Here is a 13,347-nt window from a genome sequence, read left to right on the forward strand (position 1 = left end):
CATCAGCCTCGCATCATCGGCTCTAGGCGGCGCTGCGCCTCGTCCAGGGCGGCCTTGGTGGTGGCCTGCCCCACCAGCGCCTGCTGGATCGCGGTGGCGAGCGTGTCGCCGATGGCCGGCCACTGGGGCACGCGCGGACGCCAGTTCACGTCCGTATCCTGTTCCAGCGCGTCCAGGGTGGTGGCGACGAAGTTGTCGCCGAAGCTGTTCATCAGCTTCACAAAGTCCGGGTTCTTCCACAGGCTCAGGCGGTTCACGCCGGACCGCTTGGCGGGACCGGAAAACTGGTAGGACGTGAGCGCCTGGGTCTGGAGCGATGCCGCCCACTGGATGAACAGCCAGGTGGCCTTCTTCCGCTTCTCCGGCAGCGAGGCATTGATGGGGAAGCCCCAGTTCCAGATGGACGACACGCGCTTGCCGGTCGGCCCCTTGGGCCAGCGCGCGAAGCCGATCTTGCCGACCACCTTGGACTTCTCGGGATTGGTGATGACAGAGGCGGACGTGTTCGCGTCGATGTAGCTGGCGATGGTGCCCTGCGAGAAGGCGTCGGCGATGTCGGGCCAGTTCCAGTTCTGCGCTGCGGTGGGCGCGTATTTGCGCATCACGTCCACATACCAGTTGAGCGCCGCTTCGGCCTCCGGCCCATTGACGCGGAACTTGCCGCCCGGAAACCAGTCTCCGCCGAATTCCTTGAAGAGCGAAGAATAGATGTAGACGTTCTGCCCGGCACCGGCGACCCCGCGCAGGGCGGCGCCCCAAAGGCGGTTTCCGGGATCGTTCAGCGCCGCGGCGTTGGCGACGTAGTCTTCCAGCGTATCCGCCGCCTTGAGGCCCTTCGCGTCGTACAAATCCTTGCGATAGACCTGGACCGTGACCTCGCCGTCATACGGCACGCCATACAGCTTGCCGTCGATGGTGTTGGCGTTGCGCCACGCGGGAATGATGTCGTCCGGCTGGAACCAGGCAGGGTCGGTGAGGGTCGCGTCCTTGAGATAGGGATCGAGCGACTCCACCCATTTGTTCGCGGCGTAGAGCGCGTAATACATGGGGTCGGCCGCATGGGTCGAATATCCGCCGGCCTTGGACGTGAGGTCGATCACGGCCTTCTGGCGGATCTGCGCGGGCGGGATTTTCTCGAACCGGACGCTGATGCCGGTCAGCGCCTCGAACTGGGGCGCGAGCGCGATGAGCGCGTCGAAGTAGCTCGCCGGGATCACCGCGACGGTGATCTGCTCGCCGGATGCCTGGCGCCAGTCGATCTTGGCCGCCTTGTAGGCCGAAAGGTCCGCATCCTGCGCGCCGGCGGAACGGATGAGAGCGGGGAAAGCGACGGCGGCAAGGCCAGCCTGCAGCACGTGACGCCGCGTGGGCTTCACAGAAGTCATTGGCGTTTCCTCCTGGCCGATATGGGTCCGGCCTATTGTCATAACAATCTATGAGACATCATAACCTGTCAACCGGCGCACCTGTCTTCCGTGCGGGTTGAAGGTCAGTCCTGAGCGTGCAGCGCCTGCGCGACCGCGTGGCGCCAGCCCTTGATTTTGCTGGATCTCCTGTCGTCCGCCATCTCTGGCGAGAAGCGCCGGTCGAGGTGCCAGTTGCGGGCAAATTCCTCCGGCCCGCCGTAAAGGCCCGCGCGCCATCCGGCGAGGAAGGCCGCCCCGAGCGCCGTGGTCTCCCGCACGACGGGGCGGTCCACGGGATTGCCGAGAACGTCGGCGATGAATTGCATGGTCCAATCGCTGTCGGACATCCCGCCATCCACCCGGATGACCGCCTCGGCGCCCTCAAGACCGGCGTCGAGCATGTCCGCCCGCATGGCCTCCAGAAGATCGAGGGTCTGATAGCCGACGCTTTCCAGCGCCGCGCGGGCAATCTCCCGGCGGGTGGTACCGCGGGTGAGGCCGCTCAGCGTGGCTCGGGCCTCGCTGCGCCAGTGGGGTGCGCCAAGGCCGGTGAAGGCCGGGACGAGATAGACTGGCTGATCATCTTCCGCCTCGGCCGCCAGCCGCGTGCTCTCGGCCGCCGTGGTGATGATGCCCAAGCTGTCCCGCAGCCATTGCACCGTGGAGCCGGCGGAAAAGATCGAGCCCTCCAGCGCGTAGGTCCGCTTGCCATCCCATTGATAGGCAATGGTTGTCAGGAGGCGATGGCGCGAGCGCGGCCGGGCATCGCCCGTGTTGAGCAGCATGAAGGCGCCGGTGCCATAGGTCGCCTTCGCCAGCCCCGGCGAGAAACAGGCCTGCCCCACGAGGCTCGCCTGCTGGTCGCCGACCATGGCCAGCACCGGCACCTCGCGCCCCAGCCAGCTTGCGGCGGCGGTGCCGAACGCGCCGGCGGTGTCACGCACCTCGGGCAGGATGGCGGCGGGGATCTGGAACAGGCGCAACAGGTCCTCATCCCAGGCGCCGGAGTGAATGTCGAACAGCATCGTCCGGGCGGCGTTGGTCGCATCCGTGGCATGCACGGCACCGCCGGTGAGCTGCCAGAGCAGGAAGGTGTCCACCGTGCCGAAAGCGAGCGCCCCGCGCTCTGCCCGGCTCCGCGCGCCGGGGACGTTATCCAGCAGCCAGCCGATCTTGGTGGCCGAGAAATAAGGATCGATCAGGAGCCCGCTGCGTTCGGCGACGAGGCCCTCGCAGCCCTCCGCCGTGAGACGGTTGCACAGGTCCGCCGTGCGCCGGTCCTGCCAGACGATGGCGGGCGCGATGGGCTCTCCGGTCTCGCGGTCCCACAGGACGGTCGTCTCGCGCTGGTTCGCGATGCCGATGGCGGCGATGTCGGCCGCCGTCAGCCCAGAGCGCGCGAGTGCATCGCGCATGGTGGCAAGGCTGGTCTCCCACAGATCGCGCGGATCATGTTCGACCCAGCCGGGATGCGGGAACGACTGCGGGAATTCGCGTTGGGCCGAGGCCACGGGCGTGAAGTTGCGATCGAACACGATGGATCGCGTCGAAGTCGTGCCCTGGTCGATGACAAGTATATGCGTCTCCACCCGCCTCCTCCCCCTTCTTGTTCTTTGTCATTCTTGTTCTGGGCCATGCCCCGCATCAGGCCGCGGCGCCGTTGCGCTCCAACGCCATGAAGTCTTCCAGCGCCGAAACTTCCGCCGGCGTCAGGCGAAGGCCGAGCTTGGTCCGGCGCCAGAGCACGTCGGCGGCCGTGCGTGCGAACTCCTCGCGCATCAGATGGCGCACCTCCGCGACCGTCAGACCCGCCCCGAAGGTGATCCGCGCGGCGGGATCGGCGTCCGCGGCGGCGAGAAACGTTTCGGCCCTGGTGCCATAGGTGCGGGCCAGACGGGCGGCATCCGGAGGCGTCAGCCAGGGTCGGTTCTGCCGAAAAGACTGCGCCAGCTGCGCCGTCCCGCCGCGAGGAAAATCGCCGCCGGGCAGTGGCGCGCTCCCTGTCCAGTCCCCACGGCGCGCGGCCGCAGCGCCAAGATGCGGGCTGAGCTTGTCCAGAGCGTCGAGGGCGAGATGGCGATAGGTGGTGATCTTGCCGCCGAGCACGGAGAGGAGCGGCGCGCCTCCCGCATCGTTCAATTCCAGCACATAGTCCCGCGTCGCCGCCTGAGCGGCGCTCGCCCCGTCGTCGTACAGCGCGCGCACGCCCGAATAGCTCCACACTACGTCGGCAGGAGAGACGGGGCGCGAGAAGTATTCGCTGGCGGCGGCGCAGAGATAGCCGGTCTCGTCGGCGGTGATCGCAGCCGCGGCCGGGTCCCCCTCGAAGTCGTGGTCGGTGGTGCCGATGAGGGTGAAGTCCCCCTCATACGGAATCGCGAAGACGATCCGGCCGTCGGGGTTCTGGAAGATGTAGCAGCGGTCGTGATCGAACAGGCGCGGCACGATGATGTGCGAACCCTGCACCAGCCGCAGCCGGCCGGCGAGGAGCGGAAGCGTTTGGCCCGCGAGGCGGTCCGCCCAGGGGCCAGCGGCGTTGATGAGCACGCGGGCGCGCACATCCTTGCGCTGGTGTGTCTCGGCGTTCTCGACCTGGAGTGTCCAGCCGTCCGGAGCGCGCGCGGCATCCACCGCCCGCGCCCGTGTCTCGATCACAGCGCCCCGATCCCGGGCGTCGCAGGCGTTGAGCACCACGAGCCGGGCATCATCCACCCAGCAGTCGGAATATTCGAAGCCGCGCGTGCGCAGATCCGACTTGAGGGGCGCACCGGCCTGGTCCCGGCCGAGGTCGAGGGAGCGGGTGGCGGGCAGCAGCTTGCGCCCGCCGATGTGGTCGTAAAGGAACAGGCCGAGGCGCAGCATCCACCACGGGCGCATACCCCGGCGATAGGGCAGCACGAAGCGCAGCGGACGCACGATGTGGGGCGCGATCCCCCAGACCACCTCCCGCTCGGTCAACGCTTCGCGCACCAGCCGGAACTCGTAATATTCGAGATAGCGCAGGCCGCCGTGCAGCAATTTGGTGGAGGCGGAAGAGGTGGCGCCGGCGAGGTCGCCCTGCTCGCACAGATAGACCGAATAGCCCCGTCCGGCCGCGTCGCGTGCGATGCCGCAGCCATTCACGCCGCCGCCGATGATGGCGATATCGAAGGGATCGTCCGCTGCCGGACGGCCTGCCGACACCTGCGCGGACGTGCGCACTCGTTCCATCGACCCAGCCTCCGCACCCCATTGCAGCGCGTGTCTCGCGGCGATGCGGCGCCGAGCCTATGCGGCCAAGGAGCGATCCGGATCACGGGTCAAACCTAAAACGAACAAATCCATGTTCGCAATCGAAAACAACGAACATTGTACGATCGATATAACACGATAAATCAATTAGTTATCTGTTTTCGTTTTCCGGCGGCGCTTCCACCACACGCACGCCATGCGTGGCGCACACGGCGCGCAGGCGATCCGAAGACAGGTGGTCGGTGACGAAGGCCGACACCTGGGAGAGGTGTCCGAGACGGACCGGCGCGACGCGGCCCACCTTGCTGCGATCGCACACCAGGATCACCCGGCGCGCATTGTCCATGATGGCCCGCGCGACCGTCACCTCGAGGGGATCGAAGTCGAGCAGCGATCCATCCTCGTCGATGGCCGAGGCGCCGATGATCGCGGTGTCGACCTTGAACTGGCGGATCATGTCGACCGCCGCCGGCCCCACGACCGCCCCGTCCGAATGCCGCACTTGTCCGCCCGCGACCATCACGCGGATCGCGGGGAAAGGATAAAGCCTCAGCGCCACATTGATGTTGTTGGTGATGACCAGAAGGTCGCGATGGGCGGTGATCGCCCGGGCCACTTCCTCCGTGGTGGTGCCGATGGTGATGAAGAGCGAGGAATTGTCGGAGATGAGCGCCGCCGCGGCCGTGCCGATGGCGCGCTTGGCAGGTGCCGCGATCTGCCGCCGCGCCTCGTAGGACAGGTTTTCCACGGATGACGAGATGACGGCGCCGCCATGGGTGCGGGCCAGAAGATTGCCGCTGCACAAGGCGTTAAGGTCGCGGCGGATGGTCTGCGGCGTCACGCCGAAGCGCAGCGCAAGGTCCTCGACGTCCACATGGCCGCTCGCCCGGGCAAGGGACAGGATGGTGTTCTGGCGATCGTTCAACACAGGCACGTCGGCCAACCCCGGTGCGAAATTCCGACGTGCACGATGTCAACCCGTGCCCATCCGATCAATGGGAACGTGTCGGAAGACTGCTCCTGGGCTCTGATCACGCCGGTCCAATATGCGGCCATGGTGGCGATCGAGGAGCGGGCCGGCGTCGATGCCACCGTGAGCTTTGAAGGCACGATATGAGATGCGGGCACGCGCCCGCCGTTCAGCTTCCGCCGCCGCTGCCCTCGCTGCGGAGCCACCGGCCGGAAAAGGTCCCGGCAGCCACCACCGCGTCGGGATTGCCCGGATCGAGGGTGAGCACGACGGTAAAGATCCCGCTCAGCCCCCGGCGGCTGATCTGCGCCGCGGACGCATGGATCGTCGCGCCGCCAGGAACAGGACGGATGAAGGTGAGATCGCTGCCCGTGGTCAGGATGGTGCCGTCGTAGTAGCCGGCCGCGCCAAAGACCATGTCAGCCAGCGTCCACAGGGCGCCGCCATGACACGTGCCATGGCCGTTCATCTGCGCCGGGCCGACCTCCATGGTGATCATCGCCCGCCCCACCTCGGCCTCGACGAGGCATAGCGGCATCGTCCCCGAGAAGGCATTGCGCGAGAACATCCGCAGGATGCGCGCCCTCAGGCTCTCGGACGATACGTCCGCGTGAGACATGGTTGCGTCCGTCATCGCTTGGCCTGGACTGGAGCGGCGGTGGATGCGCGAATGCGTCCGGCAGTGTCGATGGCCGGCTTGCCGAAGCCCTTCCGGGAGGCACTGTCTGCGTTCGCCGTCGGCATGATGGGAGAACCCTCCAGCTCTTTGATGGGGCGCGCCTGCTTCACGCGAGGCGATCTCCGCCTCGCGTGAAGACGCTCCAGGTCCACCCTACTTCACCAGCGGGCAACCGCCTTCATTGAGCGGGCGGAACGCCTGCGCTGCCGGGATGGTGGCGAGGGTCTCGTAGACGTCCCATTCGCCCTTGGACTGGGCCGGGGCCTTCACCTTGAACAGGAACATGTCGTGCACCGCGCGGCCGTCGATGCGCACCTCGCCCTTGCCGAACAGGGGATCGTCGATGGGCATCTCGCGCATCTTGGCCAGCACGGTGTTCGTATCCTTGGTGCCGGCGGCCTCCACGGCCTTCAGATAGTGCATGATGGAGGAATAGACGCCGGCATGAACCTGGGTCGGCATCTTGCCCTTGTGGAGCGCGGCAAAGCGCTTGGCGAAGGCGCGACTCGCGTCGTCGCGGTCCCAGTAGAACGCCTCCGTCAGCACCAGACCCTGCGCGAGTTTGAGCCCCAGCGCATGGATGTCGGTGATGAAGGTGAACAGGCCGGCGATGGACTGCCCGCCCTGCACGATGCCGAACTCGGAGGCCTGCTTGATGGCGTTGATCATGTCCTCGCCGCCACTGGCGAGGCCCACCACCTTGGCGCCGGAGGATTGCGCCCGGATCAGAAAGGATGAGAAGTCGCTGGTGCCGAGCGGATGCTTGACCGATCCCAGCACCTGCCCTCCGGCGGCCTTCACCACCGCCACGGTGTCGCGCTCCATGGCATGGCCGGAGGCCTGGTCCACCGCGATGAAGAACCAGCTGTTGCCGCCCTGGCGCACCATGGCGCTCCCGGTGCCGTTGGCGTTGGCCCAGGTGTCGTATGTCCAGTGGATGGTGTTGGGCGTGCATTTGGACCCGGTGAGATCGGCGGTCGCCGCGCCGGCATTCAGCTGGATCCTGTCCTTGTCCTTGACGATCTGGCTGACCGCCAGCGCGACCGGCGAGCCGGTGACGTCGCCGATGACGTCGACACCCTCCTGGTCGATCCACGAGCGGGCGATGACGGAGCCGATGTCCGCCTTGTTCTGATGGTTGCCGGAGACGACCTCCACCTGGATGCCCTTGTCTGCACCCTTGAAGTCCTCCACCGCGAGGCGGGCGGCCGCCACCGAGCCGGGACCTGCAAGATCCGAGTATGGTCCGCTCATGTCACTCAGGATACCGATCTTGATCCTGGTCTCGGACGCGGCGGGCCCAGCCCACACGGCAATTCCCACCAAAACCCCTAAAATGCTCATATAATGACGCATGGCGTGTCCTCCCCTTGCGGTGACTGAAGCTGTTTTTATTGGCGCCATTTACGTCAATCACATTCCATATATTATGTAAATATATTTGCCAATTTTTTTGGACAGGGCTACGTTGGGCGTTCCGCCGGGCGCGGAGAATGATCCACGGCCGGCCGCATGCCGATCCGGGTTGGAGGGGAGAGGACGATGCAGGACTTCCACGTGAAGCCGGGCGATTCCGCCGTCTTCACGAAAACGGTTGGCGAGACCGACGTGTACCTGTTCGCCGGCATCACCGGCGACTTCGCTCCGAACCACGTCAACCGCCCCTTCATGGAGCGTTCGCGCTTCGGCCGGCTACAGGCGCACGGCGCGCTGCTGGTGGGCTTCATGTCCACCGTCGCCGGGATGATCGCGGCCCGGACGCCGCCAGAGGCGAACGAGATCGCCGTAGCGCTCGGCTACGATCGCATCCGCTTCGTCAAGCCGGTCTTTCTGGGCGATACGGTGACCACCCATTATCGCGTCAGCACGGTGGATGCCGCACGCAGGCGCGCCAGTGCCGAGATCGAGGTCACGAACCAGGTCGGCACGCTGGTGGCCGTCGCCTCCCACACGCTCGCCTGGGTGCCTAACACCCCGGCGGCCGGATAGGCGAGGCCGCCCGCTGCGTCCAGACGGAGCCGCCATCGCCCATCGTATCCTCACATGTTCGGATAGTTCGGCCCGTCGCCGCCCTGCGGGGTGGTCCAGGTGATGTTCTGCGCCGGATCCTTGATGTCGCAGGTCTTGCAGTGGACGCAATTCTGGAAGTTGATCACGAAACGCGGCTCCGCCTGATCTTCAACCACTTCATAGACCCCCGCCGGACAGTAACGCTGGGCCGGCTCGGCATATGTCGGCAGGTTGACGGCGACGGGAATGGAGGGATCGGCCAGCTTCAAATGGGGCGGCTGGCTCTCCTCGTGGTTGGTGAAGCTGAAGGCCACGTTGGTGAGGCGATCGAAGGAGAGCACGCCATCGGGCTTGGGATAGTCGATGGGGGTGAAATCCTTCGCCTCTCCCGTCGAAGCGGCATCGCTCTTGCCGTGCTTCAAGGTGCCCAACAGGCTGCGTCCGAAGAGCTGGTTGGTCCACATGTCGAAGCCGCCCAGCGCCAGCGAGGCCATAAGCCCGTAACGCGACCAGAGCGGCTTCACGTTGCGCACCTTGTTCAGGTCCTGCCCCACCGCTCCCGTACGAATCTCGCTCTCGTAGGACGCCAGCTCGTCACCGGAGCGGCCGGAGGCCAGCGCCGCATGGACCGCCTCCGCGGCCGCCTTGCCCGAGAGCATGGCGTTGTGGTTGCCCTTGATGCGCGGCACGTTCACCAGCCCCGCCGAACAGCCGATCAACGCCACCCCTGGCGCAACCAGCTTCGGCAGCGACTGAAGACCGCCCTCCGAGATGGCCCGCGCCCCGTAGGCCACGCGCTTGCCGCCCTTCAGCAGCTCCGCCACCAAAGGGTGATGCTTGAAGCGCTGGAACTCCATGTAGGGAGAAAGATAAGGGTTCGCATAGTTCAGATGAACCACGAAGCCCACATAGACCTGATTGTTGTCGAGATGGTAGATGAAGGAACCGCCGCCCGCATTGGCGCCCAGCGGCCAGCCCATGGTGTGGGTGACCGTCCCTTCCCGGTGCCTGGCGGGATCGACCTCCCATATCTCCTTCATGCCGATGCCGAACTTCTGCGGGCAATGACCGGCGGAAAGGTCGTATCTGGCGATGACCTCCTTCGCCAGCGAGCCGCGCACCCCCTCGCCCAGCAGCACGTACTTGCCATGCAGTTCCATGCCCGGCTCGTAAGCGGGGCCGGGTGAGCCATCGGCCGCGCGGCCGAACTCGCCGGCCACCACGCCCATCACCTCGCCGGACGCGCCATAGACGAGGGCGGAAGCCGCCATGCCGGGGAAGATCTCCACGCCCAACGCCTCCGCCTGAGCGGCGAGCCAGCGGCACACATTGCCCATGGAGACGATGAAGTTGCCGTGGTTAGACATCAACGGCGGCATGGGCCAGTTGGGAATGCGCACGCCGCCGGTTTTGGTGAGGAAATGGAAATTGTCCTCGCGCACCGGCACGGTGATGGGCGCATCGCGCTCGCGCCAGTCGGGCAGCAGCGCGTCGAGCCCCGAGGGGTCGAGCACAGCGCCGGACAGGATGTGGGCGCCCACCTCCGAGCCCTTCTCCAGCACCACCACGGCGAGTTCGGGATCAAGCTGCTTCAGCCGGATGGCGGCGGACAGGCCGGCCGGGCCCGCGCCGACGATCACGACGTCATAGGCCATCGCCTCCCTTTGGATTTCGGACATGACGTCCCCTTATCTGGTCTCTCAATGCCGAGAGAGGCGCAGACGCGCCTCCCGTATGCGTCAGACTCGTTCGAGCAGCAGCGCGGCCCCCTGGCCGACGCCGACGCACATGGTGGCCAAGGCGTGGCGGCCCCCGCCGCGGGACAGTTCCAGCGCCGCCGAACCGGCGATGCGCGCGCCGCTCATGCCGAGCGGATGGCCCAGCGCGATGGCGCCCCCGTTGGGATTCACCCGTGGATCGTCGGCAGCGATGCCGAGCTGTCGCATCACGGCGAGCGCCTGGGCGGCGAATGCCTCGTTGAGCTCGATCAGGTCGATGCCATCCAGCCGAACGCCGGTGCGCGCGCACAGCCGTTCCACCGCAGGCACCGGGCCGATGCCCATGATGCGCGGTGCCACGCCCGCCGAGGCCCCGGCCACCACGCGGGCGAGAGGGGTGAGGCCGTAGCGCCGCGCCGCCGCTTCCGAAGCCACGATCAGCGCCGCGGCTCCGTCATTGACGCCGCTGGCATTGCCCGCCGTCACCGAGCCGTCCGGGCGGGTGATGGACTTCAGCCGGGCAAGATCGGACAGGGTCGTGGCACGCGGGTGCTCGTCCTTCATCACCTCTTCCGTCTTGCCACGGCCGACCGGCACGCTGACGGGGAGGATCTCCATGGCGAGCCGCCCGTTGACCTGGGCCGCCGCCGCCTTCTCCTGGGAGCGCAGGGCAAAGGCGTCCTGGTCCTCGCGGCTGATGCCATGCTCGTCGGCCAGATTCTGCGCCGTCTCAGGCATGGAATCGGTGCCATAGTCCTGCGCCATCCGCGGATTGACGAAACGCCAGCCGATGGTGGTGTCGTGGATTTCCGTGGCGCGCGACCATGGCCCGGCGCCCTTGGGGATCACGAAGGGGGCACGGGTCATGCTCTCCACCCCGCCGGCGATGGCGAGTTCCATATCCCCGGAGCGGATGGCGCGCGCGGCGGCAACCACCGCTTCGAGCCCGGAGCCGCACAGGCGGTTCACCGTCACGCCCGGCACCGTTGTCGGCAGGCCCGCGAGCAGCAGGGCCATGCGCGCCACGTTGCGATTGTCCTCCCCGGCCTGGTTGGCGCAGCCCATCCACACCTCTTCCACCGCGGCGGGATCGAGGCCGGGATTGCGGGCCAAGATGGCGCGAAGCGGCAGCGCGGCAAGGTCGTCGGCACGCACCTGCGCGAGCGCGCCACCGTAGCGGCCGATGGGGGTGCGGATGAAATCGCAGATGAAGGCTTGGGTCATGGGGCAGCTCCGGGATCGTCGGGGTTCAGACCCTCGCGCGCCGCCTGGCGCAGGCGGGCGGGAACACCCCAGGACAGCGGATCTTCGGCGGCGAAGGCCTCGATGCGACGCGCGATCTCGGCACATCCGATGCGCCCGGCGTGGTGCATAGGGCCGCCGCGCCAGCGCGGGAAGGCATAGCCATGCACCATCACAAGATCGATGTCGGAGGCCCGCGCGGCGATGCCCTCCTCGAGGATGCGAAAGCCTTCCTCGATCATGGAACTGATGGCGCGGGTGACGATCTCATCGTCGGAGAAGGTGCGGCGCGCGATGCCGGCGCGGGCGGATTCCTCGGCCACGATCCGGTCGATCAACGGGGAGGGAGAGGCCGTCCCGCCGTCGTAATCGTACCAGCCGGCCCCCGTCTTGCGGCCGAGACGGCCGGTCTCCTCGACGATCCGGTCGGCGATGGGAATGTAGCGGAAGCCGTCCTTCGCGCGCCAGCCGAGCCTCTTGCGGTTGGCATAGGCGATGTCGAGGCCGGAGAGGTCCTGCACCTCGTAGGGACCCATGGCCATGCCGAAGCCGCGCAGCGCCTGGTCCACCTGGGCCGGCAGCGCGCCTTCCATCAGCATGATGTCGCAGGTCTGGCGATAGCGGGTCAGGATGCGGTTGCCGATGAAGCCGTCGCACACGCCTGCGAGGACCGGGATCTTCTTCAGCCGCGCGGCGAGGCGCAAGGCGGTGGCGAGCGTCTCCGGCGATGTGGTCCGCGCCCGGATCACTTCCAGCAGCTTCATCACATGGGCCGGGCTGAAGAAATGCAGCCCGAGGAACCGCTCCGGATGGCTTAGCCCTTCGCCGACCCGGTTCACGTCGAGATAGGAGGTGTTGGTGGCAAGGATGGTGTGCGCCGGCAGCGCCGCGTCGAGGGCGGCGAAAACCTGCCGCTTGACCTCCATGTCCTCGAACACCGCCTCGATGGCGATATCCGCCGGCGGCAGGGCGCCATAGCCCTCGTGGAAGCCGAAGCGCGCGGCCTGCTCCGCCTCGGCGGCCTCGGCCGTGGTCTTGCCCCGCTTCACCGCGTCGGCATAGAGGCGCGCCACATTGGCCCGCGCCCGCCCGACGCCAGCGGCGTCGCTTTCCACCAGCGCCACGGAAATGCCAAGTCCGGCCAGGGCGTAGGCGATGCTGGCGCCCATGGTGCCGCCGCCCACCACCACGGCGGAGCTGATGTCCGCCCCGCCGCCCTTCCCCTGTGCCATGGCGGCGCGCTCGGCGAAGAAGACATGCCGCAGGGCCGCGGCCTGATCCGAGGTCTTCAGGGCGAGGAAGGTCTCCCGCTCCAGCGCCAAACCCTCGTCGAACGGAAGGCGGGTCGCGGCGTCAACGAGATCGATTGCCTTCAAGGGCGCGATCTGGCCGGCGCTGCGTCTTGCCGCCTGCTCGCGCGCCGCCTCCACGGCATCTGGATCCGGCGGCGGGGCGGGCAAGGCGCCGGTGGCAGGCCGGTGCGGGACAGGGCAGCTCAGGGCGACGGCGGCTGGATCGTCCGCGACCGCATCCACCAACCCCAGGTCCTGCGCCTCACGCGCGCCGATCACCCGCCCCTCGCAGATCAGCGACAAGGCCGGCCCGAGGCCGATGAGACGCGGCAGCCGCTGCGTTCCGCCGGCACCGGGCACGATGCCCAGCGTCACTTCCGGCAGGCCCAGAGTCGCGCCCGGCGCGACGATCCGCGCCCGGCACGCGAGCGCCATTTCCAGCCCGCCGCCGAGGGCCGTGCCGTTGAGGGCCGCGACCACCGGAACCGGAAAGTCCTCGATCCGGCGGATGATGTCCGGCAGGTGAGGCTCCTGGGGGGCGGCGGCGAACTCCCTCGCGTCGGCCCCCGCGATGAAGGCCTTGCCGGCGCCCGTCAGCACCACCCTCTTCACCCCAGCGGCCTCGGCCGCGTCGAGTGCGCGGACAAGTCCTTGCCGCACAGCCTGGGACGTGACGTTGACCGGGGGATTGTCGATGGTGACGAGGGCGACGCCCTCTTCGACGACGCAATGAACGGGTCCGGGCATGTCGGCCTCACTCGCGGACATGGGGGATGCGCCGCTCCGGCGCACGGGAAGC

At 67.5% G+C, this 13,347-nt stretch carries 10 protein-coding genes; 1 reads left to right on the forward strand and 9 read right to left on the reverse strand.

What is annotated here, in order from left to right; all coding sequences use genetic code 11:
- Positions 1 to 2: 2 nt before the first annotated feature.
- From ACE3QW_RS01425 to ACE3QW_RS01450, 6 genes are all read right to left on the reverse strand, one after another.
- Positions 3 to 1,385, reverse strand: a complete 1,383-nt coding sequence (locus ACE3QW_RS01425; RefSeq protein WP_024280789.1) for a sugar ABC transporter substrate-binding protein — start codon at positions 1,383 to 1,385, stop codon at positions 3 to 5.
- 104 nt (positions 1,386 to 1,489) lie between these two features.
- Positions 1,490 to 2,995 (reverse strand): glycerol kinase GlpK, encoded by a 1,506-nt coding sequence (glpK, locus tag ACE3QW_RS01430; protein WP_374250147.1) that lies wholly within the window; start codon positions 2,993 to 2,995, stop codon positions 1,490 to 1,492.
- A 55-nt stretch (positions 2,996 to 3,050) separates the two neighbouring features.
- Positions 3,051 to 4,616 carry a glycerol-3-phosphate dehydrogenase gene (gene glpD, locus ACE3QW_RS01435; protein WP_374250148.1) on the reverse strand — a complete coding sequence of 522 codons (1,566 nt, stop codon included), beginning with the start codon at positions 4,614 to 4,616 and terminating at the stop codon, positions 3,051 to 3,053.
- A 172-nt stretch (positions 4,617 to 4,788) separates the two neighbouring features.
- Positions 4,789 to 5,571: a DeoR/GlpR family DNA-binding transcription regulator gene (locus tag ACE3QW_RS01440; protein WP_374250149.1), complete on the reverse strand. Its 783-nt coding sequence runs from the start codon at positions 5,569 to 5,571 to the stop codon at positions 4,789 to 4,791.
- Between the two features lie 205 nt (positions 5,572 to 5,776).
- Positions 5,777 to 6,226, reverse strand: coding sequence for a PaaI family thioesterase (locus ACE3QW_RS01445; protein WP_374250150.1), 450 nt, complete (start codon positions 6,224 to 6,226; stop codon positions 5,777 to 5,779).
- Between the two features lie 213 nt (positions 6,227 to 6,439).
- Positions 6,440 to 7,642 carry an ABC transporter substrate-binding protein gene (locus ACE3QW_RS01450; protein WP_374250152.1) on the reverse strand — a complete coding sequence of 401 codons (1,203 nt, stop codon included), beginning with the start codon at positions 7,640 to 7,642 and terminating at the stop codon, positions 6,440 to 6,442.
- Between the two features lie 186 nt (positions 7,643 to 7,828).
- Here ACE3QW_RS01450 and ACE3QW_RS01455 point away from each other — a divergent pair, with 186 nt between their 5' ends.
- Entirely contained in the window at positions 7,829 to 8,275 is a 447-nt protein-coding gene (locus ACE3QW_RS01455; protein WP_374250153.1) for a MaoC/PaaZ C-terminal domain-containing protein, read from the forward strand.
- A 50-nt stretch (positions 8,276 to 8,325) separates the two neighbouring features.
- Here ACE3QW_RS01455 and ACE3QW_RS01460 read toward each other — a convergent pair whose 3' ends face one another.
- Genes ACE3QW_RS01460 through ACE3QW_RS01470 form a run of 3 tightly spaced genes read right to left on the reverse strand, consistent with a single transcriptional unit; the run spans position 8,326 to position 13,295 of the window.
- Complete coding sequence (locus ACE3QW_RS01460) at positions 8,326 to 9,975, reverse strand: electron transfer flavoprotein-ubiquinone oxidoreductase (RefSeq protein WP_374250154.1); 1,650 nt, start codon at positions 9,973 to 9,975, stop codon at positions 8,326 to 8,328.
- A gap of 60 nt (positions 9,976 to 10,035) precedes the next feature.
- Complete coding sequence (pcaF, locus tag ACE3QW_RS01465) at positions 10,036 to 11,238, reverse strand: 3-oxoadipyl-CoA thiolase (RefSeq protein WP_374250155.1); 1,203 nt, start codon at positions 11,236 to 11,238, stop codon at positions 10,036 to 10,038.
- Entirely contained in the window at positions 11,235 to 13,295 is a 2,061-nt protein-coding gene (locus tag ACE3QW_RS01470) for an FAD-dependent oxidoreductase (protein WP_374250156.1), read from the reverse strand. The genes pcaF and ACE3QW_RS01470 overlap by 4 nt, the downstream gene beginning before the upstream one ends.
- Between the last annotated feature and the right edge of the window lie 52 nt (positions 13,296 to 13,347).

This window comes from Xanthobacter sp. (genome assembly GCF_041911315.1).
Classification (GTDB): domain Bacteria; phylum Pseudomonadota; class Alphaproteobacteria; order Rhizobiales; family Xanthobacteraceae; genus Xanthobacter; species Xanthobacter aminoxidans.

Bases quoted from the DNA above. Each gene is read 5' to 3' on its own strand.
- ACE3QW_RS01450 (WP_374250152.1), bottom strand. From the start codon at position 7,642: ATGCGTCATTATATGAGCATTTTAGGGGTTTTGGTGGGAATTGCCGTG.
- ACE3QW_RS01445 (WP_374250150.1), bottom strand. From the start codon at position 6,226: ATGTCTCACGCGGACGTATCGTCCGAGAGCCTGAGGGCGCGCATCCTG.
- ACE3QW_RS01455 (WP_374250153.1), top strand. From the start codon at position 7,829: ATGCAGGACTTCCACGTGAAGCCGGGCGATTCCGCCGTCTTCACGAAA.
- ACE3QW_RS01425 (WP_024280789.1), bottom strand. From the start codon at position 1,385: ATGACTTCTGTGAAGCCCACGCGGCGTCACGTGCTGCAGGCTGGCCTT.
- ACE3QW_RS01470 (WP_374250156.1), bottom strand. From the start codon at position 13,295: ATGCCCGGACCCGTTCATTGCGTCGTCGAAGAGGGCGTCGCCCTCGTC.
- ACE3QW_RS01460 (WP_374250154.1), bottom strand. From the start codon at position 9,975: ATGTCCGAAATCCAAAGGGAGGCGATGGCCTATGACGTCGTGATCGTC.
- glpD (WP_374250148.1), bottom strand. From the start codon at position 4,616: ATGGAACGAGTGCGCACGTCCGCGCAGGTGTCGGCAGGCCGTCCGGCA.
- pcaF (WP_374250155.1), bottom strand. From the start codon at position 11,238: ATGACCCAAGCCTTCATCTGCGATTTCATCCGCACCCCCATCGGCCGC.